Below are 24,927 nucleotides of genomic sequence, written 5' to 3' on the forward strand. Positions count from 1 at the left end.
TTCAGCCTTTCGAGAACATGGACAGCATGCGGCGGGTGACGGCGAAACCTCCGAAGATGTTGACGCTCGTCAGCAGGATCGCCGCGAAGGACAGCGTGGTGACGATCCGGTTCTCGTGGCCGATTTGCAGCAGGGCGCCGATCACGACGATTCCGGAGATCGCGTTGGTCACCGACATCAGCGGCGTGTGCAGCGCGTGGTGCACCTTGCCGATGACGTAGTAGCCGATCACCACCGCCAGCGCGAACACCGTGAAGTTCTCCGCGAGCTGCGCGGGAGCGAAGGCCACCAGCAGGAACATGGCGAGCATCCCGAGCCCGATCAGGCCGAAGCGCCAGACAGGTGTCAGCTTCGACTGCTTCGGTTCGGGTGCTGCGGGCGCGGCCGAGGCCGCGGGCTGCGCGGCGGGTGCGGCGGAGACCGCGACGGGCGGCGGCGGCCAGGTGACCTCTCCGTCCCGCGCGACGGTCACGGCCCGCTGTACGACGTCGTCGAAGTCGATCGTCAGCTGCCCGTCCTTGCCGGGTGTGAGCAGCTTGACCAGGTTGGCCAGGTTGGTGCCGAACAGCTGCGAGGCCTGGGCGGGCAGCCGGGAGGCGAGGTCGGTGTAGCCGATGATGGTGACGCCGTTGTCGGTCACCACCGCCCGCCCCGGCACGGTGCCCTCGACATTGCCGCCCATCGCGGCGGCCATGTCGACGATCACGCTGCCCGGCTTCATGACGGCCACGTCCTCAGCCGTCAGCAGGCGCGGCGCCGGCCGGCCCGGGATCAGCGCGGTGGTGATCACGATGTCCACGTCCTCGGCCTGCTCGTGGTAGAGCGCGGCGGCGGCGCGGTCGTAGTCGGCGGAGGTCGCCTTGGCGTAGCCGTCGGTGCTCGCCTCCTGAGCGGCGTTCACCGGCAGGTACTCGCCGCCCAGCGACTTCACCTGGTCGGAGACCTCCGGCCGCGGGTCGGTGGCGCGCACGATCGCACCGAGGCTGGAGGCGGCGCCGATCGCCGCGAGGCCGGCCACACCCGCGCCGGCCACCAGGACCTTCGCCGGCGGCACCTTGCCCGCCGCGGTGACCTGGCCGGTGAAGAACCGGCCGAAGACGTGCGCTGCCTCGATGACCGCGCGGTAGCCGGCGATGTTCGCCATCGACGACAGCACGTCCATCGACTGCGCCCGCGAGATGCGCGGCACCGCGTCCAGCGCCAGGGCGGTCACCCTGGCCTCGGCGAGCGCCTGAAGCAGCTCGGGCTTTTGCGCCGGGGCCAGCAGGGCGACCACGGTCGCACCCTCTCGCAGCCGGGGGATCTCCGCGTCGGAGGGGGCGTTCACCTTCAGGACGACATCCGCGTCCCACGCCTCGCCGATCCCCGCTCCGGCATCCACGTACGCCTGGTCGGTGAAGCCGGAGGCCTCGCCGGCCCCGGACTCGACGACGACCTCGTAGCCGAGGCCCAGCAGCACTCGTACCGTCGCCGGGGTCGCCGCGACCCGCGTCTCCCCGGAGACGGACTCGGCCACCACGCCGAGGCGCCGGGGAGGATGGTGTGAGGGTTCTTGAGCAGACATGTTGGTATCTCTCGTCAGAGGAGGGTGCGAAAAGGAGAATCTGCGACGGGGAAGTCACGATGTCCTCGCCCTTGATCGCTGGAACCTACCCGTCAGTCGGGTGTGGGCCAACGCGAGCAGACCGTGATGTGCTTCACCTTGTGGCGCGGCCGAGGACGATCGGACGGCGCGGGACCGGACCGGGGGCCACGACAGCCGGGGCCGCTCCACCCCCGCCGCGGCCCCGATTGCGGTCGGCGACGGCCATCGTGGGCCGGGTTGCGGCGCCGCTCCACGGTCGGCCCGCCACTCTGCGCGTACCGCGTACCGCGCACCGCGTTCCGTCGGCCTACGGCGGGGATTCACCACCCCCGACAACCATCCGAACAGCTCAGCGACGAAGTCCCCGGGCAGTCCCTCTGGCAGCCCCTCTAGCGGTCGTCATCGCCGACGGCGCGCCCGCCGCGCCACGGGGGCGGGGTGGCCGACCTGCGGCCCTCATCCCAGCGGTGCAGGGCCCGGTTCATCTGACCGCGTAGCCGGTCCTGCAGCCGGTCGGCCAGTTCGTGTGCCGTCGCCTCCCGCGCATGCGCCACGACGAGGGTGTTCCCCACGACGAGCTCGGCCTGGGCCGACCACGGCTGTTCGGCGTGGTGCGCCACTGCCCTGGTGATTTTCACCTCACCGCTGACGGCAGGAACCCCTGGCCGGTCGAGGATCGCGTGGACCTTCTCCCGCACGTACGCGAGTGCGTCCTCGTCCACATCGCTCTTCGCCCGTACCTGCACGGCGATGGTGGGGTTCACATGGGTGCCGGGCTGCTTGACGTTCATGTGCTCCGCTCCTTCTGGTTGTTGTGAAGCGGCTTCAGCCTGCTGGGATCATCGGAGCCGGTCCAGGGCTGTCAGGCCCTGGCACCTGGGCCGTGCGGCCTCGGTGTGACCGACGGAGGGCCGACCGGCCCCGCCGCTCGGCTCGGACGCGGGAAGGACGCGCGGACATAGGTGTCATCGGCGTGGAACGCGGAACAAGTGATCCGATGCAGTTGATCCGGCAAGAACCGGGGTCCGGGGCGGAGTGTCAGCGGGGGGTGGCAGCATCCGCCCCATGACGAGTACAGACGGGGACCGCGGCCTGAACGTGTTCCGAGAGGGGGACATCCCCTTCTACACACTGACCTTCGTGCGGGATCTGCCCCCTGAGGAGCTGCTGACCCGCATGGGGGCGGACCTGACGACGGTGGCGCTTCGCGAGGGCACGGACCTGTCGGACGACTTCGGCGACGGCCTCTTCGATGATGACGAACCAGTCGTCACCACCGGTATCGACGGCGCCTGGACGTGGGCGTGGGAGCAGGGCGGCATGCACGGACTCGACGAGCGGATCTTGAGTGCTGTCTCCGCGGGGACCGAAGCCGTCGCGCTGCACTACAACGAGAAGCCGATGCACTGGTTCAAGTACGCGGTGCGCGGCGAGATCATCGTCGACTTCCACACCCTCCAGGCGATCGAGCCGGCCGGGCAGGAGCCGGGAAGGCTCGACGAGGTCATGAGGCCCCTCGGGCTCGTCCCTGGCCAGGTTGCGCCGCTTCACAGCGTCCTGGGGCTGGTGGAGAACGCTTTCGGTATCCGCTTGACGATGCCTGGGGCGGCCGATGACGAGCGCTGGAGCGGCAGACTGCGTCCGCTGCCGGACTGAACGTCCCAAGCGGATGCACCCGGAGCAGGGGGCCGAGGCGGTGGGGAAGCAGGCGAGTCCGCTGTCGGCGGCCGGTGGGCGGTGGGTGATTGGGCAGTGGCCGGTGGCTGGTGGGCGGTGGGCGAGTGAGCGGGTGACGGCCGCTCACAGGCTCGCCGCGTGATCGGGGACGTAGGTCTGCAGATCGCGCGGCGGGCGCTGGTAGCCGGTCGACGGCGGCCGCTGCGGCAGCTTCAGCACCGGCGGCGGCACCTCGTGGTACGGCACGGAGCCGAGCAGGTGGGCGATCATGTTCAGCCGCGCACGCCGCTTGTCGTCGCTCTCCACGACAAACCACGGGGCCTCGGAGATGTCGGTGTGCACCATCATCTCGTCCTTGGCGCGGGAGTAGGACTCCCAGCGGGTGATCGACTCCAGGTCCATCGGGGACAGCTTCCAGCGTCGCACCGGGTCTTCCAGGCGGCGCCGGAACCGCTCCTGCTGCTCGGTGTCGCTCACCGAGAACCAGTACTTGCGCAGCAGGATCCCGTCCTCCACCAGCATCCGTTCGAAGATCGGGCACTGGCGCAGGAAGAGCTGGTGCTCCTCCTTGGTGCAGAAGCCCATCACATGCTCGACTCCGGCCCGGTTGTACCAGGACCGGTCGAACAGCACGATCTCCCCCGCGGCCGGCAGGTGCTCGACGTACCGCTGGAAGTACCACTGGGTGCGCTGGCGCTCGGTCGGTCTGGGCAGCGCGGCGATCCGCGCCACGCGCGGATTGAGGTACTCGGTGACCCGCTTGATGGTGCTGCCCTTGCCCGCGGCGTCGCGCCCCTCGAAGACCACGACCAGCCGGGCGCCCGCCGCACGCACCCACTCCTGCAGTTTCACCAACTCGGCCTGCAGGCGCAGCAGTTCCTTCTCGTACACGTCGCGCGGCAGCTTCGCCGCCTTCTTACCGGCCATGCCGCCTCCACCTCGCGACGACTCACCGGGCCACCCGGCCCTGAGCCGATCTGAACACCGGGACGCCACGCCGACCGTGCCGTCCGGCGACCACGGTACGCCCCGGCCCGCGCCTTCGGCGCCGCGCTCGCCCAGGCTGATTCGCACCCCGGCCGAGGTCTTCGGCCGGTACGGCACACCCACGCCCCGTGGGGCCCACGGTCAAGGGCGACCGGCTCTCGCACAGCCTTCCGGGCCCCACCGGCTCCGGCGTGGCGTCGTGGCCGGAGGTCCGGGACGCCGGTCCCCGCGGTGTCCCAGGTGGGCCGACAACCCTCGGCGGGGCCGGGTAGCATCGGCCTGGCCGGATCAAGGGCACCGACCAGGGCGGGGGCCTGGCCTGGGATGGACGAGCGAAGGGCGGGGCAGGGCATGACGACGCCACTGGGCGGCGGCGGGGATCCGCAGGCGAGCCTGCGGGATCTCGAGGCGATGCTGGACGCGGTCACCGACCACGCCGCCGTCAAGCTGGGGCCGGGCGGGGAGGTCGTCCTCTGGAGCCGCACCGCCGAGGCGATGACCGGCTACACGGCGGACGAGGTGGTGGGGCGGTCGGTGTCGGTACTGCACACCGAGGAGGACCGCGAAGCCGGCCTGGTGGAGCAGGAACTCGACAGCGCCCGGCACGACGAGCGGCGGGAGTTCCAGGGCTGGCGCGTCCGCAGGAATGGCGAGCGGTTCCTGGCCCAGGTCACGCTGACACCGGTGCGCGGCGCGGACGGGACGGTGACGGGGTTCGTCAAGGTGCTGCGGGACGTGACGGAGAGCGCGCGGGCCGAGTCGATGTTCCACGGTCTGCTGGAGTCGGCCCCGGACGCGATGGTGATCGTAAGTCAGGACGCCCGGATCGTACTGGTCAACCGGCAGGCGGAGGCGCTGTTCGGCTTCGAGCGGTCCGAACTGGTGGGCCGGGAGATCGAGGTGCTGGTGCCGCCCCGGTTCCGCGACCGGCACCCCGGACACCGCAACGGGTTCCTCGCCGATCCGCGGCTGCGGCCGATGGGCGCGGGGCTGGAGCTGTCCGGGATGCGCCGGGACGGGACCGAGTTCCCGGTCGAGATCAGTCTGAGCCCGATGGACACCAACGAGGGACGGCTGGTGGTGGCGGCGATCCGGGACGTCACCGAGCGCCGGGAGACCGAAAAGCGGCTGCTGCGGCAGCGCGACGAGATCCTGGAGCTGTCCACGCCGGTGATCCAGGTGTGGGACAAGGTGCTGGCACTGCCGATCATCGGCACGCTGGACACCCTGCGGGCCACCCGGCTGACCGAGGGTCTGCTGGAGAAGATCGCGCAGACCCAGGCCGAGGTGGCCATCCTGGACATCAGCGGGGTACCCACCATCGACACCCAGGTCGCCCAGCACCTGTTGAAGACGGTGCAGGCGGCGGCGCTGATGGGGACGGTGAGCATCATGAGCGGGGTACGGCCGGAGACCGCGCAGTCCATGGTGCATCTGGGCATCGACATGGGGCGTCTGCGCTCCCGCAGCACCCTGCAGGACGCGCTGCAACTGGCCCTGGCGGTGCTGGCCGAGCGGGCCGGGACCGCGACGACGGCCAATCGGGCGCTGATTTCCGGGGAGGAGCGGTGACCGAGGACGTGGTGCCGGTCATGAAGATCGGCGACACGCTGCTGGTGGCGTTGCAGGGCGATCTGGACGACACCACGGTGGTCCAGATCGAGGAGCAGCTCACCCGGGAGGTGGCGCGCACCGGTGCGTCAGGCATGCTCATCGACGTGAGCCGGCTGAGCCTGGTCGACTCGTTCATCGCCCGGGTGCTGGCACGGATCGTGGCCATGGTACGGCTGCTGGGGGCGCAGGCGGCCGTGGTGGGGATCCAGCCGGCCGTGGCCATCACCCTGGTGGAACTCGGTGTTCAGATGGGGCATCTGGACACCGCGCTCAACGCCGAGCAGGGCTTGGCCCTGCTGGACCGGTTGCGCCGGGCCGACGCCGGTACGGACCGGCCGTGACCGCCGGTGCCGTGGCGGACCGCGAGCCGTCCGTTTTCGACATCGCCGACGAGACCGATCTGATCTGGGTGCGCAAGGTGCTCCGCAACGAGGCGGAGACGGTGGGACTCAACCTGGTGGACGCGACGAAGCTGATCACGGCGGGCAGCGAGCTGGCCCGGAACATCCTCTACTACGCCACGGGCGGCCGCGGCCGGATGAGCGTCGAGCAGGTGTACCGGCAGGGCCGGCTCGGGGTACGGGCCACGTTCGCCGACGACGGGCCGGGCATCGCCGACATCGACGCCGCGCTGACCGACGGCTACAGCACCCGGGGCAGCCTCGGACTGGGCCTGCCGGGGGCGCGCAGGCTGGTCGACGACATGACCCTCACCTCCGTGGCGGGTTCGGGCACGACCGTGGTGATCGTGAAGTGGCAGCGGTGACGGCGCGGACGAGGAGGATCGGGCGGCGGTGAGCGAGGCCGAACACCGCTGCCATGTGATCGGCGCCGAGGAGGACATCGGCGCCTTGCGCCGGGCCGTGGCCAGAATGGCCGCCGGACAGCACGCGCTGCGCGAGGGCGTGGCCGAATTGGTCGCCACCGAGCTGGGCACCAACCTGCTCCGCCATGCCCACCCGCGTGGCTATGTCCTCGCCCGCAAGGCGGGGGACGGCATCGAGCTGATCTCCGTCGACCACGGCCCGGGGATGACCGCCGCGGCGCTCACCCCGCGGACACACACGACCGACTCCCCGACCCCGTACGGCAGCACCGGGCTGGGAGCGGGGCTGAACGTCGTGCGGCGCAACGCCGCCGAGTTCGACTGGTACTCCACACGCAGCGGCACCGTCGTCTACACCCGGCTCGGCGCCCCGGCGCCGAACATGCCCATGGGGTGGTGTTCCGGCGCCGTCAACGTCCCCCTCGGCGGAGACGGCGAGTCCGGGGACGCCTGGGCGGTCGTGCCCGGGCGCCGGCCGGCTGCCCTGCTGGTCGACGGCCTCGGGCACGGCCCTGCGGCCGCCGTGGCGTCCCGTGCCTCGATCGCGGCGTTCGAGCACGCCCCCGTCACCGACCTCGGCCGGCTCATGCGCGACGCCCACGCCGCGATGCGCGGCACCCGGGGCGGCGTCGCGGGCGCCTGCCTGATCGATCCCGAACGCGGCGAACTCGCCTACGCGGCCGTGGGCAACATCACCGGCCGGGTTGTCACCGGCGGCCGGCCCGTCCACCTGCTGGACCGCCCCGGCAGCCTCGGCACCCATTTCCCCCTCCCCGCCCTCCGCCTCCAGCACGCCCCGTGGCAGCCCGGTTCGACCCTCGTCCTGGTCTCCGACGGGATCCGCTCGACCTGGAGCCTGGAGGGCCACCCTCGCCTGCTGGGTCACCATCCGGCGGTCATCGCCGCCGTACTCCACCGCGAGTACGCGCGGCGGACCGACGACGCCACCGTGCTCGTGGTTCGCCAGAGCGACGCCGTGACATCATGAACGTGGTTTCCGACACCAGGTGAAGGGGGGCAGAGATGGAGGGCGTGCGCGGTCCGCGGACCGCCGACGGCACACACGACGCCGACGCCACGAGCGGCACTGCCGAGCGACTGGCCGCGCTGGAGCGTCGTGCGCGGCTGGTGGACGAGGTGAGCCAGGAACTGGACGACACCAACCGGGGCCTGATCGCACTGCACACCGAACTGGAGGCCGCCCGCCGTGCCGAGGCCCGGCTCGCGGCCATCGTCGCCTCCTCCGACGACGCCATGATCTCGGTCGGTCCCTCCCTCCTCGTCCAGACCTGGAACCCGGGCGCACAGCGGCTGTTCGGACACGCCGAGCAGGACGTCGTCGCCCAGCCGATCGGCACCCTCATGTCCGAGGCGGCCTTCGAGGCCTTCCGGGCCGTGGTGGAGCACATCCGCTCTCAGGAGCACGCCGACCCCTACCAGAGCCGCTGGTACCGCGCCGACGGCACCGGCGTGGACGTGGCCGTCACGGTGTCACCGATGCGCGACCGGGAAGGGACGCTGATCGGCTTCACCACCGTCGTCCGGGACATCACCCACCAGCTCGCGGCCCAGGCCGAGCTGGCCGCCGCACGCGCCGACCGCGAGGTGATGGCCGATCGCGAGCGTATCGCCCGGGACCTGCACGACATGGTCATTCAGCGGGTCTTCGGCGCAGGGCTTGCGCTGCAGAGCATCACCGCCCGCCTCACCCGGCCGGACACCGCCGACCGTATCCACAAGGTCATCGACGAACTCGACGCCACCATTCGGGAGTTGCGCGGGACCATCTTCAACCTCAACCAGCCCGTCCAGAAGGCGGCCAGCCTGCGCGCGCAGGTCCTCGACGAGACGGCCGCCGCCCAGGACCGGCTCGGCTTCGCCCCCGCTGTCGAGTTCGACGGGCCGGTCGATGCCGCCCTGCCCGACGAGACGGCCGCTCACCTGCTCGCCGTGGTACGCGAGGCCCTGTCCAACATCGCCCGCCACGCCCACGCCTCCGCCGCATGGGTCACCGTCCGCGCCGGAGACGAACTGCTGCTGGACATCTGCGACAACGGCCGCGGTATCGACCCGGCCGTCACCCGCAGCAGCGGCCTGACCAACCTGCTCCGCCGCGCGGAGAGACTCGGCGGCACCTTCGAGGTGACCGGTCGCCCCGACGGCGGCACGCGCCTGTGCTGGCGCATCCCCCTCAGCGCCGAGGGCTCGTCCCGCACTCCCTGCTGAATTGTGCCGTGCGCTGTCGCCGAGTGCCGGCGCACACGTCGATCCTGTGGGTGCCGAACCTCCAGGTTCTGGTCCGTGGTGGTCCGCCGGTCGGTTGGGGAGCGGGCGCAGCGGAGCGGCCTGGTCGCGTGTCTGGGGCGGGTGGTGCCGACGCCGCCAGTTCCCGTCGGTGAACTTCGCGCTCAGAAAGTCTTGTTGACGTCGTTGACACGCCGTAAGCACACGCGTTTCACTCGACACCCGTGCATGGCAACGTTATCAGGCCGTGGCGACACCGACGCCGATCTGAGCAACGAGCCCAGCGTGGAGATCCCCTGGGAGTACGACTGCACGGGCCGGCCGTGGAGGCCCCAGGCGGCCGTCCGAGCTCGGTCACGCTGCCGGTGACGGGCTCGACGGGCACCGACCACCTGTTCCTACGGCTTCGGCCGGTAAAGGGCACTGCGGGCACGACCGGCGATTGCGGGCCGGTTCCGGTTCCGGTTCCGGTTCCCGGGCATGATCCCCGGAACCGGAACCGGCCGGGCCCCTCCGGACCCACACACCGGTGAGCGTTGCCGACCGGCTTGCGGAACATGCCAGTTGAGCGGGGCCGACCGTTCGCGTGGACACGAGATCCCCAGTCGTGTGACTCATCCCCTGCGCGGAATCACCCAGCCGGGCGTCCAGGTCCCGGCGGCGTCGTGGCCGGCCGCTGTGGCGGCGAGGTGGGCGCGGAGGGCGGCCAGCGCTGGGTGGGGGTTGTCGCGGCGCCAGAGGAGCGAGTGGGGGTAGACGGGCGTCGGGTCGGTCACCGGGATGCGGCGCAGGCCGTGGCCGGTAGGCCAGACCAGGCGGGTGTGCTCGCCCATGAAGGTGGCCAGGGCCGGGGTGTCGGCGATGGTGTCGAGGAGGGCGTCGGAGCCGAAGTTGGGGCCGGTCGCCTCGATGGTGAGGGTGAACTCGGCGACCAGGTCGTGGTAGTAGGCGGCCCACTCGGTACCGGGGACGATGCCGGGCATCCAGATCCGGTGTCCGGCGAGCTGAGCGAGGGTCACCGACCGGGCGCCCGCCAGCGCGTGGGCGGGGCCGGTGAGGAGCTGGAGCGGCTCGTCGACCACCCGGGCGGACTCGATGTCCTCGGGAAGGGGCCGGCCGGGCGCGGCGACGGCTCGGAAGGACGCGTCGATCGCACCGGACCGGATGGCGGCAACGGCCGTCTCGATGTCGAACAGCCACACCACGTCGAGGTCGATCTCGGGGTGCGCACGGTGGAAGCCGCGCATCAGGCCCGACCCCGCGCCGCGCGAGCTGATCACGTCGACGCGCAGCGGACGGCGGCCGGGCCGCACGGACGCGACCGATCGCTCGGCGACGCGCAGCAGTTCGCGCGCGTGGGGCAGGAACGCCTGCCCGTCGATGGTGAGCTTGGCCCCGCGTGCGGTGCGGGTGAACAGCCGTACACCGAGGTTGCGTTCTAGCGCAGCGATGCGCTTGGAGACGGCCTGCTGGGTGACCGCCAGCTCGGCGGCGGCCTCCTGGAACCGCCCCGCGTCGGCGGCGGCGACGAAGGTCCGGACGGTGGCGAGGTCCATGTCGACATCCTACGGTCACAACCATTGGTTGTGGCCGGTTGGCCCTGGGGTTGTTTGACCCCTGCATATGGTGCTCGCTTTGATGCTTCCGGTCGCGGATCGGTTGTGCGGGTGAGTGGCGAGGGGCGTCAGGCATGAGGAGTGGGCAGCGGCTGGGACATCTGCTCGGACCTCGGCCGGGGCGGCAGTTCGGGTGGCTCTGGGGCGCGTACGGCACCAGCGCGCTCGGCACGTGGCTGGCCTTCGGCGCGTTCCCGCTGATCGCCATCCGCGTGCTGCACGCCGGACCGGCCGAGGTCGCCGCGCTCTCCTCCGTGGGGGCTGCGGTGGGCGCGGCCGTGGCGGTGCCGCTCGGTCCGTGGGTGGAGTGTCGCCCCAAGCGGCCGGTGCTGATCGCGATGGACCTGGTGCGGTTCGCGGCCCTGCTGACGATTCCCACCGCGTTCGCGCTCGGCGTGCTCACCTTTCTTCAGCTCCTGTTGGTCTCCGTGGTCGTCGCGGCGGCCGACATCACCTTCCGCGCGGCCTCCGGCGCCTACCTGAAGACGCTGCTGCCGGCCGAGGAACTGCTGGTCGCCAACGCCCGGTTCGAATCCACGGCCTGGACGACCACGATCATCGGACCGCCACTCGGCGGCGCGGCGATCGGACTCCTCGGCCCGGTGGCGACGGTGGTGGCCGACGCGGTCAGCTACCTGCTCTCGGCCCTGGGCATCCGCGCGATGGGCGGGCACGAGCCGTGGCCCGAGCGCCGGGAGGCCACGCGCATACGGGCCGGGGACCTGTTCGACGGCTGGCGGTACATCCTCGCCGACGCGGCGCTGCGTCCGCTGTTCTTCAACACCGCCTTGTTCAACGGCTTGGTGATGGCCGTCCAGCCGCTGCTTGCCGTTCTGATGCTCGGCCGGCTCGGGTTCGCACCGTGGCAGTACGGCCTGGCCTTCGCCGCACCCTCGATCGGCGGGCTGCTCGGCTCGCGGCTGGCCCGACCGCTGGTCACCCGGTTCGGACAGCGCGAGGTCCTGGTCGTGGTCGGGGCGCTGCGCGCGCTCTGGCCCGTCGGCCTGGTCTTCCTGGGACCGGGCACCGGAGGGCTGCTGCTCGTGCTGGGCGTCGAGTTCGGGCTCATCTTCTGCTGCGGGGTCTTCAACCCCGTCTACGCCACCTACCGCCTCGAACGCACCGCGACCGACCGGGCCGCCCGCACGCTGTCCGCCTGGGCCGTGACGACCAGGTCCTCGACCGCGCTCCTGACGGCCGTCTGGGGCGTGCTGGGGGGCCTGCTCGGCTCGCGTACGGCCGTCGGTCTGGCAGGCGTGCTCCTGCTGGCGACCCCGCTGCTGCTTCCTCGCCGCGCCGCAGCACATCGCTCCGAGCCGGAGCCGGAGCCGGAGCCGGAGCCGGAGCCGGAGCCGGCACCGAGCCGCGCCTGACGGGCGGCCACGGCCGTCATGGCGCCGGCGGCCGTCACCGCGTGTCAGTGCCGACCATCAGCCCGTCGATGAGCTCGCGCACGAGACCTGCCGCCTGGGTTCGGGCCCGGTCGGGACCGTCGGTCTCGGCGATCGTGAGGGACAGCCCGGTGAGGGCGCCGTGGAGCGCTCCGGCGATCAGCTCGCGTCCACGGCGTGCGAGCCGGGCGCGGCCGATGCCTCGGGCGACGCCAAGCCCTCGGAGCGGCCGAGCACGACGCCTTCGGCACAGCCGAGCGCGACGAGTTCGGCGAAGCGGGGTGGGACGGCTTGGGCGAAGCCCGGCGGCGGTTCGGGCGACACCGGTTCAAGCGGCGGGAACGGCGACGGCGGCACCGCCGCCTGTACCACGGACGACGGTCAGCGTGTCACCTACTGGACGACCGCCTCCGGCGCTGCCCCCGGCTTCATCATGTCGAAGTGACGGAAGAGGCTGTGCGGACCGGCTGGTCCAGCCGCGAGGCGGTGAGGCCGTACCCGCTGCTGGACCGCTCGCAGCCGTGCCGGGGAGCGCGGACGTGGCCTGGGGGTGCCTGCCGGGGACGGACGAGCCCCAGGATGTCAATGTGATGTTTTCCGTCTTCAGCGAGCCACCTGCGACCTCTAACGTTGCTGCGTGGCTACCGGCACGTACGCGGCTGACATCATGGTGTGCGTTGCCGGCAGGCTGAAGGGATTCGGGATGTTCCGCAAGGTGCTGGTCGCCAACCGTGGCGAGATCGCGATTCGGGCTTTCCGCGCCGGCTATGAGCTGGGTGCGCGCACGGTTGCCGTCTTCCCGCACGAGGACCGCAACTCGCTGCACCGGCTGAAGGCCGATGAAGCCTATGAAATCGGGCAGCCGGGTCATCCGGTGCGTGCCTACCTCTCCGTCGAGGAGGTCGTCCGTGCGGCGCGCCGGGCGGGAGCGGACGCGGTCTACCCGGGCTACGGGTTCCTGTCCGAGAATCCCGAACTCGCACGCGCGTGCGAGGAGGCGGGCATCGTGTTCGTCGGGCCGAGCGCGGACACGCTCGAACTGACCGGGAACAAGGCCCGGGCCGTGGCCGCCGCCCGCGCGGCCGGCGTACCGGTGCTCGGCTCCTCCGCCCCTTCCACCGACGTCGACGAACTGGTCCGTGCCGCCGAGGACATCGGCTTCCCGGTGTTCGTCAAGGCGGTCGCCGGCGGTGGAGGGCGCGGTATGCGTCGCGTCGAGGACCCCGCCCTGCTGCGCGAGTCCATCGAGGCGGCGGCCCGTGAAGCGGTGTCCGCGTTCGGCGATCCCACGGTCTTCCTGGAGAAGGCCGTCGTCGATCCGCGCCACATCGAGGTACAGATCCTCGCCGACGGCCAGGGCAACGTCATTCACCTGTTCGAACGTGACTGCTCGCTGCAGCGCCGCCACCAGAAGGTCATCGAGCTGGCCCCCGCACCCAATCTCGACCCGGCGCTGCGGGAGCGGATCTGCGCCGACGCGGTGCGGTTCGCCCGCGAGATCGGCTACCGCAACGCGGGCACCGTGGAGTTCCTGCTCGACCCCGACGGCAACCACGTCTTCATCGAGATGAACCCTCGCATCCAGGTCGAGCACACGGTGACCGAGGAGGTCACCGACGTCGACCTGGTGCAGGCCCAGCTGCGCATCGCGGCCGGCGAGACCCTGGCAGACCTGGGACTGTCGCAGGAGACGGTCACCCTGCGCGGCGCCGCTCTGCAGTGCCGTATCACCACTGAGGACCCGGCGAACGGCTTCCGCCCGGACACCGGCAGGATCAGCGCCTATCGCTCGCCGGGCGGCTCGGGTATCCGTCTGGACGGCGGCACCACCCACGCCGGTACCGAGGTCAGTGCGCACTTCGACTCGATGCTCGTCAAACTCACCTGCCGCGGCCGGGACTTGAAGGCCGCGATCGGCCGGGCGCGCCGCGCCGTGGCAGAGTTCCGCATCCGCGGGGTGGCCACGAACATCCCCTTCCTGCAAGCCGTGCTGGACGACCCCGACTTCCAGGCCGGGCGGGTCACGACATCCTTCATCGAGCAGCGGCCGCACCTGCTCACCGCACGGCGCTCCGCCGACCGCGGCACCAAGCTGCTCACCTACCTCGCCGACGTCACGGTGAACAAACCGCACGGCGAACGGCCCGAGCTGATCGATCCGGTCACCAAGCTGCCGCCGCTGCCCGCCGTCGAACCGCCCGCCGGCTCCCGGCAGCGGCTCGTCGAACTCGGGCCGGAGGGCTTCGCCCGCTGGCTGCGTCAGTCGCCGACCATCGGCGTCACCGACACCACGTTCCGCGACGCCCACCAGTCGCTGCTCGCCACCCGGGTCCGCACCAAGGACATGCTCGCCGTCGCCCCCGTGGTGGCACGCACTCTGCCCGAACTGCTGTCCCTGGAGTGCTGGGGCGGCGCCACCTACGACGTCGCCCTGCGCTTCCTCGCCGAGGACCCCTGGGAACGCCTCGCCGCCCTGCGCGAGGCCGTCCCCAACATCTGTCTGCAGATGCTGCTGCGCGGCCGCAACACCGTCGGCTACACGCCTTATCCGACCGAAGTGACCGACGCCTTCGTCCAGGAGGCCGCCGCCACCGGCATCGACATCTTCCGTGTCTTCGACGCCCTCAACGACGTCGACCAGATGCGTCCCGCCATCGACGCCGTGCGGGCGACCGGCACGGCGATCGCCGAGGTCGCCCTGTGCTACACCGCCGACCTCTCCGACCCCTCCGAGCGCCTGTACACCCTGGACTACTACCTCCGTCTGGCCGAGCGGATCGTGGCCGCCGGAGCCCACGTCCTGGCGGTCAAGGACATGGCGGGGCTGCTGCGCGCCCCGGCCGCCGCGACACTCGTGTCGGCGCTGCGCCGGGAGTTCGGCCTCCCGGTCCATCTGCACACCCACGACACCGCGGGCGGCCAACTCGCCACCTACCTCGCTGCGATCCAGGCCGGCGCGGACGCGGTCGACGGCGCGGTCGCGTCGATGGCGGGTACGACCTCGCAGCCCTCGCTGTCGGCGATCGTGGCCGCGACCGATCACTCCGAGCGGCCCACGGACCTGGATCTGCGGGCCGTCGGGGACCTCGAGCCGTACTGGGAGAGCGTCCGCCGGATCTACGCCCCCTTCGAGGCGGGCCTCGCCTCCCCGACCGGGCGCGTCTACCACCACGAGATCCCGGGCGGACAGCTGTCCAATCTGCGCACACAGGCGGTCGCGCTGGGACTCGGCGACCGTTTCGAGGAGATCGAGGCGATGTACGCCGCTGCCGACCGGATCCTGGGCCGTCTGGTCAAGGTGACCCCGTCATCGAAGGTGGTCGGCGACCTCGCCCTGCACCTGGTCGGCGCCGGAGTGACGCCGCAGGCTTTCGAAGCGGCACCGGAGACGTACGACATTCCCGACTCGGTCATCGGCTTCCTGCGCGGCGAGCTGGGTACCCCGCCGGGCGGCTGGCCTGAGCCGTTCCGTACCAGGGCACTTCAGGGCCGCGCCGAGGCCAGGCCCGCGCAGGAACTGACGGCGCAGGACCGCGCCGGACTGGAGAAGGACCGTCGTGCGACGCTCAACCGCCTGCTCTTCCCGGGACCGACGCGCGACTTCGAGGCGCAGCGGCAGGCCCATGGCGACACCAGCGTGCTGGACAGCAAGGACTTCTTCTACGGACTGCGTCCGGGCAAGGAGTACGCCGTCGACCTGGAGCCCGGCGTGCGGCTTCTGATCGAGCTGCAGGCGATCGGTGAGGCCGACGAACGCGGCATGCGCACCGTGATGTCCACCCTGAACGGCCAACTGCGGCCCATCCAGGTGCGCGACCGGGCGGCGGCCTCGGACGTACCGGTGACGGAGAAGGCCGACCGGGCCAACCCCGGCCATGTGGCCGCGCCTTTCGCCGGTGTGGTGACCCTCGCGGTCGACGAAGGCGACGAGGTGGCGTCCGGCGCCACGGTGGCCACCATCGAGGCCATGAAGATGGAAGCCGCGATCACCGCCCCGAAGGCCGGAAGGGTGACCCGGCTGGCCATCAACAGGGTCCAGCAGGTGGAAGGCGGCGACCTGCTCGTCGAGATCGTGTGAGCCCTCTCCCGCGGCTTCATCGGGCCTTCACCGGTCTCCCCGGGCCGCACACCGTCACAGGCCGGCGGCTTACCGGAAAGACGGCAGCAGGACACCGGGTGGCTGCGCGGGCGGACCGAGGGGGCCGGCCGCTCCGCTCCGCTCCGCTCCGCTCCGCGCCGATCACCCGGGACCCGGTTCACCAGGCCGGCGGCACCGCGCAGGACCTTGCCCTGGAGGACATCCAGCGGTCAGCGGCGGTAGCAGTACGAATCCGAGGAGGCGTCGCCGCCCTGCAGGCGCGTCTGGTGCACCCGCAAGCCCAGGAAGTCCGGGCCGTGCGGGAAGAAGCGGCTGTCGACGGAGAGCCCGCCGTGCGAGGTGTCGGCGTCGAGTTCGACCATCCACGGGTCGATGCCCGCAGGATAGAACTGCGCGTCCCAGGCGCCGTACAAGGAGTTCGTCAGGTACACGCGCCGCCCGTCGCGGCTGAGCTCGACCATCTGCGTCCCGCCGGTCAGCGGAAGGTCCGGCTCGGCGGGATGCGGCTGCCGGCCGACGATGCCGCCGAGACGCACGGACGCGGTCCGCCTCGGATGCAGCGGGTCGCTCACGTCGTACTGGAGCAGCTCGCCGGTTCCCCAGGCGGACACGTACAGCCACCGGTCGTCCACGGACAGGTCGATATCGGTGATCAACGGGGGCACGGCGCCGAACGGCTGCAGCGCCGGGGGCAGATCCTCCCTCCGCGCGGGCTCGGCAGGGATGGTGATCACCTTGCGGACCACGAAGTCCTCGCCCTCCCGGTTCCACAGCCACACCGACGCCGACAGGTTCTCCACGTTGATCACGGTGTTTGCGAACCCCCACACCGCCTCGGGGTCGTGCGCGGGGCGCAGCTCCAGCACCATCTGGTTCTCGTCGCCCAGGTCGACGCTCTGCAGATGCCGGCCGGAGTCCAGTTCCCAGAAGTGCAGAGAGTGGCCGTACCGGCGGCCCAGCAGCAGTTCCGGGACAAGACCGTTCTCGATCATCGAGGGGGTCCCCCACTCGCTGGTCACGGCGATGTTCTGACGCAGATGCCACCAGATGTCGTAGGCGAACCGCTGCGGGCCGCGGTCGCTCTCCCAGGCTCGCAGCACGTCGAAGGTCTCGTGGTCCAGCAGCGCGACGCCGCCAGGCCCGTCCGCACCGTCCGCGCCACCCAGACAGGACAGGAACACTCCGTCGGGACCGCAGTGGAGCGTGTGCGGACGCGAATACCCGGCCTTGGCCGCCAGTTCTCCGGGCTCGACCACCTTGACCAGGTGCGGGCGGGCGGGATCGGGGCTGGTGTCGAAGACGTGCAGCCGGGAGGAGCGCAGCCCCGGGAGGATGAGGTAGCGCCGGGCAGCGTGATGATGACCGGCATGCGCCAGCGCGCTCGAGCAGGCGTTCCAGCCGAAATGGTGCAGTTCATCGCCGCGGTCGGGTAGGTCCGCGTGGGAGATCACGCGGCCGTATGCGGGGGATTCGGGGTCGGTGCCGACGGTGAACAACGCGTCCGCGCGCTGGGCGGTGGGGTCGAAACCGACGACATAGGCGAGTTTCTCCGAGGGCGCGGCGATGGCGTCCGCCGGAGTGCGGTACAAGGTCGGGTCACTGCGGTCATCGAGGTCGTGAGCGTGCTCGGTCGTCGTCATGGCTGCTCCTCACTCCCGAACGGGAGCCTGGATCCGGGAGCTCCCGACAGGCAGCCGGGCTCACCCGTTCGGGATCGATGTGCACTCGCGGGACGGATATGCCATGAAACAAGCGTTTCACACCCCCGGAACCCTGCCAAGGCGGCGGCTACGGGGCCTGCGGACGTCACCTGTCGGCGTCGCCTGAATCGTGGTTCTGGATCACTTTCCGCGTCCTTGACGGAGCCGGGACCGCTCCGCGAGTGCCCGAGGTGGGCCACTGCCGGTCGCCGCCGCCTCCCGGGAGTGGCGCGGAGCCGGCAGATGCCGGAGCTGGTTCAGCAGGACGGCGCTCCGTGGCCGTCCGAAGGACAGCGCTTCATCGAGCAGGGGAAGGGACTCCCCGTACCGTCCGCGCAGGGCCAGCAGGCGGGCCTCTTCCACGCGGGCGTCCTGGGCGCGCGTGGTCGCGTTCACGAAGTCGGGTCTCTTCTCCTCTCAGCGACCCGGCGGTGTCGGGCGAGCCGCTGAGAGGACTCGGTGTCGTCGCGGGCGATGCGGTGGCCGGGGCCGTTACTTGAGCTCGATCACCAGACCGAAGTCGTTGCCCCGGTGCCAGCCCGTGCTGATCTTCGGGCTGTGGTGGGTGTCGTCGGCCCAGCTGTAGAAGTGCGACCAGGTCACGTCGTCGCCGTACCAGTGGTTGTAGTCCGTCTCCGCGTACGCCTGGACGGCCTTGCCGTCGTGCTTGGTGTCCCACAGGTAGAAGGCGCCGGAGGCGTACGACTTGCCGTTGACCTTCTTCGTGCACTCCATGTACTTGGCAGCGCCACCGGTGATGTGGATCTCCTTCCAGCCGGAGCACTTGTTGGCCGAGGCCGCCACGTTCCCGGCGGGTCGAGCGGACAGTGCGGACAGGGCGGACGGCGCGGCGGTCGCCGCCGGGGCGGTGGCGAGGCCACCCGCCAGGGCCAGTCCGGCGGCTGCGAGGGCGATGCGCTTGCGTGACGTCATGGTGGATCCTCTCCGTCTGCCGGCGGACGGTCCCCCGGTAGGTCCCTCGTGGTCCGTCGGCACAACACGACCGTGCCCGCCCGCACCGTCTAGCCCCAACGGTCTTCGGAGAATTGAGGCCCTTCCGGGATCCCGCCCCCTGTGACCTGCCCGGACGTTGCCCAGAGCGGGATACGGCGGGACGGCTCCGCGGGCTGGTCCCGAGGGATCCGCGGGCCGGTACCGGGGAGATCCACCGACGGGTCCCGGACGCGTACACCGCGTCGGCAGAAGTGCACGGCACCCTGGCGGCCGGAGATCACCGCGGCCGCCGTCCCGCGGAGCCGCGACAGCCACCGGCGCTGTCGCCGGGTGAAGTGGTGCCGCGTCAGGCGGGGTTCGCATTCTGTAGGCTCTCGTCGCCGTACAGGAGGTTCGATTTGGGTACTCGTCCGCACGGAGCCTGGCTGGTCGCCGCACTCGTCGCGGGAGTTCTGAGTGCTTGTGATCCGACGACCATGGATCCCACAGACCCCGCCAACTTCAGCTCCGTCGCCTTCGTCAATGACACCGGCTCCCCAGCCGTCCTGTTCGAGTGTGGCGACAGCCGCGGGCATGACTGCCATGACATGAGCGGTCGACTCGCCCCCGGAGACCGCAGCGACCAGCAGGTGTACTGGGGAGCAGGTCTCGACCCCTGGCAAGTTCGGGACACACGGGGGCGGATCGTCGGCTGGCTGCTCGTGAACACACCTCGTCGTGAATCCGGAGCCGTCTACTACCTCGGCGATGCCGGTTCCAAGCCCGGCAAGCCGACGACTCCGCGCGTCTCGCCACACCCTGACCCGACGCCGTAATCCGGTTCCCCCGGGACACACCGACCCGGACGCACACCGGCGACGAACGGCTGCCTGAGACGGTCGGCAGGGCGAACGTCGCCTGATGTGGCACTAGGATCCCGGCCATGGCGCAGACCACGAGCGATGTGGACCGGTTCGAGGCCTCCAGGTCCCGTCTGGAGGCCATCGCCTACCGTGTCCTCGGCTCCGCGAGCGAGGCCGAGGACGCCGTGCAGGAGACGTTCCTGCGCTGGCAGGCGGCCGACGTCGACCACATCGAGGTCCCCGAGGCATGGCTGACGAAGGTTCTCACCAACCTGTGCCTCAACCAGCTCGCCTCGGCCCGCGCCCGGCGCGAGACGTATGTGGGCCAATGGCTCCCGGAGCCGCTGCTGGCCGGGGACCCGATGCTCGGACCGGCCGACACCGCCGAACAACGCGAGTCGGTCTCGTACGCGGTCCTCGCCCTGCTGGAGCGGCTCTCCCCCAACGAGCGGGCGGTGTACGTGCTGCGGGAGGCATTCGACTACCCGCACCGGGAGATCGCCGAGATCCTCGACATCAGCGAGGCCGCCAGCCAGCAGATCTTCCACCGTGCCAAGAAGCACGTCGCGGCCGGCAAGGCCCGCACCGAGATCGACGGGGCCGCCGCCCGGCGGATCATCGACGAGTTCCTCGCGGCCGCCACCAGCGGCCGGACCGAGCCGCTCGTGCGGCTGCTGACCCAGGACGCCATTGCGATCGGCGACGGCGGCGGGAAGGTCCCGGCCCGCGCCAAGGCGTTCGAAGGCGCCCTCGCGGTCGCGAGGTTCATGCGCGGCCTGTTCAAACCCGGCAAGGCCAAGCGCGCTCTGGTCGGCGGCTCACCCGAGGTCTACGCCACGACCGCCAACGGTGACCCCGCCGTCGTGGCGGTCCTCGACGGCCGGGTCATCGGCGTCATGTGCCTGGAGGTCACCGCCGAGGGCATCGCCGCGTTCCGCAACCAGGTCAACCCCGACAAGCTCGGACGCGTGAACCGGCGGTGGGCGGTCGTCGACCACGGAGAACCCCTGCTCATCGCCTTCTGACCCCGTTGTGAGGTGCTTCTGCTCCCGATGTGAGGTGCTTCACATCGTGTTCCTGTCAGGAAACGGCGGGCTGCCCGGTTCAAGTGGCGAATCCGCTCAAGAACAGGAGCAGGGAAATGCCGCACCGTATCGTCGTCCTCGGAGCCGGATACACCGGAGCCTTCGCCGCGGGGCGCCTCGCCAGGCGGCTGCGCCGCGAGGATGCCGCCATCACCCTCGTCAACGCCGAGCCCGACTTCGTCGAGCGCGTCCGCATGCACCAGCTTGCGGTCGGCCAGGACCTCGAACCCCGGCCCTTCAGCGAGATGTTCGCGGGCACCGGCGTCGAACTGAGGCTCGCGGAGGTCACCGGCGTCGACGTCGACCGCAGCACCGTCGCCCTCGTCGATGCGAACGGCGCCGGGGAACTGGAGTACGACACCCTCGTGTACGCCCTCGGCAGCGGCTGGCACGACCAGGGTGTCCCCGGCGCCGCCGAGCACGCTCACGAGATCGCAGCTCGCCCCGGAGCGCTGCGGCTGCGGGAGCGCCTGGCCCGCCTGGACGCCGGGCAGCCCGTGGTCGTGGTCGGCGGCGGCCTCACCGGCCTGGAGGCCGCGGCCGAGATCGCCGAGGCCCGCCCTGACCTCGATGTCGCCCTCGCCGCCCGCGGCGCTCTCGGCGACTGGCTCTCGCCCAAGGGCCGCCGGCACCTGAGGAGGGTCTTCGACGAGCTCGGCATCACCGTGCACGAGCACGCCGCCGTCGTCGGCGTCGAGGCCGACCGCGTCGCCACCGCCGACGGCGGGTCGCTCCCGGCCGCGGTCACCGTGTGGACCACCGGTTTCGCGGTCCATCCCGTCGCGAAGGCCACGACCCTGGAGGTCACGGACACGGGCCAGATCGTGGTCGACGGGACCATGCGCTCGGTCTCGCACCCGGATGTGTACGCCGTCGGAGACGCGGCCATGGCGATGGGCCCCGGCGGCAAGCCGCTGCGGATGTCGTGCGCCTCGGGTACCCCGACCGCCTGGCAGGCCGCTGACGCCATCGCGGCGCGCCTGGCCGGCGGGAAGCTCCCGAAGGTGCCGCTGCGCTACTTCAACCAGTGCATCTCGCTGGGCCGCAAGGAAGGTCTGATCCAGTACGTCACCGCCGACGACCGCGCGGTCCGGGCGGCTCTGACAGGACGGCTCGCCGCTGTCTACAAGGAGCTGGTGTGCAAGGGCGCGGCCTGGGCCGTCGCCAACCCGACGCTCGGTATGCCGGCCCGGCGCCGCCGCCTCATGGAGCCGGCCAAGGCGGGCTCGCCGGTCAAGGCACCGGCCTGACTCGCACAACGGACGGGCGCCCTCGAAGGGGGGGCGCCCCTGCACCGTCGGCCGTGCCGATGACGCGGCCACGTCGATGGCCGCCGGCCCTCCCGGCCTCGTCCGCGACGGCCTCCGGCGCCGTGGGCTCCGTCGCGTCTTCGAGCGGCGGACGGCCGATCTATAGTGGGCCTTGTGAATCGTTGGAAGGAGTTGACCGGGGAGACGTCCGGACAGGACTACGCTGCCCGGTTCGCGGCGCTGGCCCGCAGCGGGAAGGACGTGCACGGGGAGGCGCGGTTCTGCGCGGCGCTCGTGCCTGCCGGGGCGCGGGTGCTGGACGCCGGGTGCGGCACCGGACGGGTCATGATCCGGCTCGCGGAGCTCGGGTACGACTGCGTCGGGGTGGACCTTGATGCGTCGATGCTCGCTGTGGCGCGGCAGCAGGCGCCGGGGCTGCCCTGGTTCCAGGCCGACCTGGCGGGGTTCGAGCCGGGTCTGCTCGGTATCGAGGCGGACTTCGATCTCGTGGTCGCCGCGGGCAATGTGTTTCCGTTGCTTGCCGCCGGCACCGAGGGCGCGGTGGTCGGGCGCCTGGCCGCGTCCCTGCGTCCGGGCGGTCTGATGGTCGCCGGCTTCGGTCTGGACGAGGCCCATCTGCCCGTGTCGCCCGGCATCACGCTGCCCGAGTACGACGACCGCTGTGCCGAGGCCGGCCTCACCTTCGTCGACCGCTTCGCCACCTGGGATGCCGACTCCTACGAGGGCGGCGGCTATGCCGTCAGCGTCCACCGCCGGTGAGGTTCCGCGGGGTGAGGTTCCGCGGGACAACCGTCACCGGCGTCGTGCGTGAACGGCGAACGAGCGCGAATCAGGACCTCCACCGGACCGGCAGCCGACGCGGGCCGCGGATGAGCATTCCGTGGCGCCAGGCCAGGGCGGCCGGGTGGGCGTCGAGGGCGAGGTCGGGGCAGCGCTCCAGCAGGGCCCGGATCGCGATCCGCGCTTCCAGGCGGGCGAGCGGCGCACCGAGGCAGTAGTGGATGCCGTGACCGAAGGCGACATGACCGGCGGCGGGCCGCCGGATGTCGAAGCGGCCCGGATCGGGGAAGCGCGCCGGGTCGTGGTTGGCGTCCGCCAGAGCCACGAGGACCAGCTCCCCACCGCCGGGGATGACCGTGGTGCCGATCCGGACCGGCTCGGTGGTGAACCTGAACGTCGGCGTCTCCACCGGCCCCTCGTAGCGCAGCATCTCTTCCACCGCGTTGTCGATGAGGGTCATGTCCTCGCGCAGTGCGGCGACTTGGTCGGGATGGGTGAGCAGGGCCAGCACGCCGTTGGAGATCAGATTGACCGTCGTCTCATGCCCCGCGACCAGCAGCAGCCAGGCGGTACCGCGCAGTTCGTCCGCCGAGAGCCGGTCGCCGTCCTCGTCGGTTGTCCGGATCAGGGCGCTCATCAGGTCCTGGCCCGGGGACAGACGCTTGCGGTCCAGTAACTCGGAGAGATACGCGGCCGCTTCGCCCGTCGCCGCCAGCCGTGCCTCCGGGTCCGGGTCGGTGAGGATGGTGCTGGTCCAGGCCCGGAACGCGGCCCGGTCCAGCATCGGGACGCCGAGCAGCTCGCAGATCACCGAGATGGGCAGCGGGAACGAGAGTGCCTCGACCAGATCGGCCCGCCCTTCCGGAAGGGCCGTCATCGCGTCGAGCAACTCGTCGGTGATCTGCCGCACGCGCGGCGCGAGCTGCTCGATCCGGCGCGAAGTGAACTCGCGGACGACCAGCTTGCGCAGCCGTTCATGGTCCGGTGGGTCGGAGTTGAGCATGTGCGGCCCCGCGGAGGGACTGGGGATCGGAAAGGAGGGCGAGGCGTTCTTCCACTGCTTGGACAACCGCGGATCCACGAGTGCGGCCCGTCCGGCCTCGTACCCGACGACAAGCCAGGCCTCCGCACCCTCCGGGATCCGTACCTTGTGGACCGGGCCGCGTTCCCTCAGCGCGGCGTAGACGGGATGGGGATTGCGGACGAAGTCCTCGCCCATCGCCACCAGATCGATCACCTCGGCTGCCGCCATGGCCCACCCCCGTCTCCCGGTTCGCTTCGAAGCTAGCAGTGGGCGGCGCTTCGGGCGAAGGAGACATTCAGCCGCGCCGGGTGAGCGGGCCGAGGCGGATGCCGGGCCGGGCGACAGGCCCTAGCAGAGCACGGCGAGGGATCCGGGCAGTACCCGGGCCGTGACGGGAAGGGCGGTGTCGACCTCGCCGTCGGCGCCGCACGGCACCTCCCGGTCTGCCTCGATGCGCACCTCTCTCCCGCTGAGGACCCGCACTTCGGGCCGCTGGACGTGGTCCCCGGACCTGAGCTCGTTCATCAGGGTGAAGAAGAGCCGGCGCGGTGCCTCGCGGATCATCACCACCTCGAGCAGCCCGTCGTCGACGCGGGCGCCGGGGGCGATGATGCGACCGGAGCCGTAGTAGGCGGAGTTGGCGGCGACGACGGTGTAGCCGCGGTGTGCGAGGTTCTCGCCGTCGACGGTGACCCGGTAGGCCGCCGGGCGCCAGGTGGCGACGGCTCGTAGTCCGCCCGCGTAGTAGGAGGCGGCGCCCTTGAGGAGTGTGGAGCGGTTGGCGTGGCGGTTGGCGAGGGCGTCCACCCCCGCGTACACGCTGCCGAGGACGACGCTGCGGCCGTGGGGGGACTCCACTTCTATGGTGTCCACGGCCCGGGGACCGCTGTGCAGCAGCACTCGGGCCAGTGCCTCAGGCTCGGTGGGCAGGCCGAGCGCCCGGGCGAAGTCGTTGCCCCGGCCGGCCGGGATCAGACCGAAGGACGTGCCGGTGCCGCTGAGGGCCCCGCCGATGCTGCCGGTGATGCCGTCGCCGCCGACTGCCACGACGATCCGGTCGCGCTCCCCGGCCTGCCGGGCGAGGTCCCGGGCGTGGGCCAGACTGCGGCTGTACTCGGTCTCCAGCCCGGCACCCGCCTCCCTCAGCAGCCGGGCCACGCGCAGCAGCACCGCGACCCCGGCGGATCCGCCGGCGGTGGGGTTGACGATGGCGGTGAACTGTCGCATCGGTG

Annotated in this window: 21 protein-coding genes and 1 pseudogene; 12 read left to right on the top strand and 10 right to left on the bottom strand. The window is 71.4% G+C overall.

What is annotated here, in order from left to right; translation table 11 throughout:
• Position 1: 1 nt before the first annotated feature.
• Positions 2-1,564 carry a Re/Si-specific NAD(P)(+) transhydrogenase subunit alpha gene (locus ACFSL4_RS04550; protein ID WP_381078754.1) on the bottom strand — a complete coding sequence of 521 codons (1,563 nt, stop codon included), beginning with the start codon at positions 1,562-1,564 and terminating at the stop codon, positions 2-4.
• A gap of 410 nt (positions 1,565-1,974) precedes the next feature.
• Complete coding sequence (locus ACFSL4_RS04555) at positions 1,975-2,376, bottom strand: hypothetical protein (RefSeq protein WP_381078756.1); 402 nt, start codon at positions 2,374-2,376, stop codon at positions 1,975-1,977.
• A 274-nt stretch (positions 2,377-2,650) separates the two neighbouring features.
• Here ACFSL4_RS04555 and ACFSL4_RS04560 point away from each other — a divergent pair, with 274 nt between their 5' ends.
• Positions 2,651-3,241, top strand: a complete 591-nt coding sequence (locus ACFSL4_RS04560; RefSeq protein WP_381078758.1) for a DUF6461 domain-containing protein — start codon at positions 2,651-2,653, stop codon at positions 3,239-3,241.
• Positions 3,242-3,385: 144 nt separating this feature from the next.
• Here the strand turns inward: ACFSL4_RS04560 and ppk2 are convergent, their stop codons facing one another.
• Positions 3,386-4,189, bottom strand: a complete 804-nt coding sequence (ppk2, locus tag ACFSL4_RS04565; RefSeq protein ID WP_381078760.1) for a polyphosphate kinase 2 — start codon at positions 4,187-4,189, stop codon at positions 3,386-3,388.
• Positions 4,190-4,600: 411 nt separating this feature from the next.
• On the opposite strand from ppk2, the gene ACFSL4_RS04570 reads away from it, so the two are divergent.
• The 5 genes from ACFSL4_RS04570 to ACFSL4_RS04590 are packed head-to-tail and all read left to right on the top strand — an operon-like array spanning position 4,601 to position 8,915.
• The gene (locus ACFSL4_RS04570; RefSeq protein WP_381078762.1) at positions 4,601-5,821 is read left to right on the top strand and encodes a PAS domain S-box protein; all 1,221 of its coding nucleotides are present in this window, start codon (positions 4,601-4,603) and stop codon (positions 5,819-5,821) included.
• Entirely contained in the window at positions 5,818-6,204 is a 387-nt protein-coding gene (locus ACFSL4_RS04575; protein ID WP_381078764.1) for an STAS domain-containing protein, read from the top strand. Before ACFSL4_RS04570 ends, ACFSL4_RS04575 begins: the two co-directional genes overlap by 4 nt.
• Entirely contained in the window at positions 6,201-6,629 is a 429-nt protein-coding gene (locus tag ACFSL4_RS04580) for an anti-sigma regulatory factor (protein WP_381078766.1), read from the top strand. The genes ACFSL4_RS04575 and ACFSL4_RS04580 overlap by 4 nt, the downstream gene beginning before the upstream one ends.
• Before the next feature lie 28 nt (positions 6,630-6,657).
• The gene (locus tag ACFSL4_RS04585) at positions 6,658-7,677 is read left to right on the top strand and encodes a SpoIIE family protein phosphatase (RefSeq protein WP_381078768.1); all 1,020 of its coding nucleotides are present in this window, start codon (positions 6,658-6,660) and stop codon (positions 7,675-7,677) included.
• A 35-nt stretch (positions 7,678-7,712) separates the two neighbouring features.
• The gene (locus tag ACFSL4_RS04590) at positions 7,713-8,915 is read left to right on the top strand and encodes a PAS domain-containing sensor histidine kinase (RefSeq protein ID WP_381078770.1); all 1,203 of its coding nucleotides are present in this window, start codon (positions 7,713-7,715) and stop codon (positions 8,913-8,915) included.
• 632 nt (positions 8,916-9,547) lie between these two features.
• On the opposite strand, the gene ACFSL4_RS04595 is transcribed toward ACFSL4_RS04590, so the two are convergent.
• A complete protein-coding gene (locus ACFSL4_RS04595) occupies positions 9,548-10,489 on the bottom strand; it encodes a LysR family transcriptional regulator (RefSeq protein ID WP_381078772.1) in 942 nt (313 codons plus the stop codon).
• 134 nt (positions 10,490-10,623) lie between these two features.
• Between ACFSL4_RS04595 and ACFSL4_RS04600 the strand changes: the two genes are divergently transcribed.
• Positions 10,624-11,922 carry an MFS transporter gene (locus tag ACFSL4_RS04600; protein ID WP_381078774.1) on the top strand — a complete coding sequence of 433 codons (1,299 nt, stop codon included), beginning with the start codon at positions 10,624-10,626 and terminating at the stop codon, positions 11,920-11,922.
• A 177-nt stretch (positions 11,923-12,099) separates the two neighbouring features.
• On the opposite strand, the gene ACFSL4_RS04605 is transcribed toward ACFSL4_RS04600, so the two are convergent.
• Positions 12,100-12,264: a hypothetical protein gene (locus ACFSL4_RS04605; RefSeq protein WP_381078776.1), complete on the bottom strand. Its 165-nt coding sequence runs from the start codon at positions 12,262-12,264 to the stop codon at positions 12,100-12,102.
• A gap of 379 nt (positions 12,265-12,643) precedes the next feature.
• Here ACFSL4_RS04605 and ACFSL4_RS04610 point away from each other — a divergent pair, with 379 nt between their 5' ends.
• Positions 12,644-16,018 (top strand): pyruvate carboxylase, encoded by a 3,375-nt coding sequence (locus tag ACFSL4_RS04610; protein ID WP_381078911.1) that lies wholly within the window; start codon positions 12,644-12,646, stop codon positions 16,016-16,018.
• Between the two features lie 230 nt (positions 16,019-16,248).
• On the opposite strand, the gene ACFSL4_RS04615 is transcribed toward ACFSL4_RS04610, so the two are convergent.
• The 3 genes and pseudogenes from ACFSL4_RS04615 to ACFSL4_RS04625 all read right to left on the bottom strand — a co-directional run bounded on the left by ACFSL4_RS04615 (position 16,249) and on the right by ACFSL4_RS04625 (position 18,672).
• A complete protein-coding gene (locus ACFSL4_RS04615) occupies positions 16,249-17,679 on the bottom strand; it encodes a selenium-binding protein SBP56-related protein (RefSeq protein ID WP_381078778.1) in 1,431 nt (476 codons plus the stop codon).
• 288 nt (positions 17,680-17,967) lie between these two features.
• Positions 17,968-18,150: pseudogene (locus ACFSL4_RS04620) on the bottom strand (SMI1/KNR4 family protein); the annotation flags it as partial.
• A gap of 81 nt (positions 18,151-18,231) precedes the next feature.
• Positions 18,232-18,672, bottom strand: coding sequence for a hypothetical protein (locus ACFSL4_RS04625; protein ID WP_381078780.1), 441 nt, complete (start codon positions 18,670-18,672; stop codon positions 18,232-18,234).
• Positions 18,673-19,169: 497 nt separating this feature from the next.
• On the opposite strand from ACFSL4_RS04625, the gene ACFSL4_RS04630 reads away from it, so the two are divergent.
• The 4 genes from ACFSL4_RS04630 to ACFSL4_RS04645 all read left to right on the top strand — a co-directional run bounded on the left by ACFSL4_RS04630 (position 19,170) and on the right by ACFSL4_RS04645 (position 22,650).
• Positions 19,170-19,508 (top strand): hypothetical protein, encoded by a 339-nt coding sequence (locus tag ACFSL4_RS04630; protein ID WP_381078782.1) that lies wholly within the window; start codon positions 19,170-19,172, stop codon positions 19,506-19,508.
• A gap of 107 nt (positions 19,509-19,615) precedes the next feature.
• Positions 19,616-20,560, top strand: a complete 945-nt coding sequence (sigJ, locus tag ACFSL4_RS04635) for an RNA polymerase sigma factor SigJ (protein ID WP_381078784.1) — start codon at positions 19,616-19,618, stop codon at positions 20,558-20,560.
• Between the two features lie 116 nt (positions 20,561-20,676).
• Positions 20,677-21,870: an NAD(P)/FAD-dependent oxidoreductase gene (locus tag ACFSL4_RS04640; RefSeq protein WP_381078786.1), complete on the top strand. Its 1,194-nt coding sequence runs from the start codon at positions 20,677-20,679 to the stop codon at positions 21,868-21,870.
• Between the two features lie 174 nt (positions 21,871-22,044).
• Positions 22,045-22,650, top strand: a complete 606-nt coding sequence (locus ACFSL4_RS04645; RefSeq protein WP_381078788.1) for a class I SAM-dependent methyltransferase — start codon at positions 22,045-22,047, stop codon at positions 22,648-22,650.
• Between the two features lie 70 nt (positions 22,651-22,720).
• Here ACFSL4_RS04645 and ACFSL4_RS04650 read toward each other — a convergent pair whose 3' ends face one another.
• Positions 22,721-23,923, bottom strand: a complete 1,203-nt coding sequence (locus ACFSL4_RS04650; RefSeq protein WP_381078790.1) for a cytochrome P450 family protein — start codon at positions 23,921-23,923, stop codon at positions 22,721-22,723.
• Positions 23,924-24,043: 120 nt separating this feature from the next.
• The gene (locus ACFSL4_RS04655; RefSeq protein ID WP_381078792.1) at positions 24,044-24,922 is read right to left on the bottom strand and encodes a diacylglycerol/lipid kinase family protein; all 879 of its coding nucleotides are present in this window, start codon (positions 24,920-24,922) and stop codon (positions 24,044-24,046) included.
• Positions 24,923-24,927 lie beyond the last annotated feature (5 nt).

Origin of the sequence: Streptomyces caeni, assembly GCF_042678285.1 — a bacterium.
Lineage (GTDB): Bacteria > Actinomycetota > Actinomycetes > Streptomycetales > Streptomycetaceae > Streptomyces > Streptomyces caeni.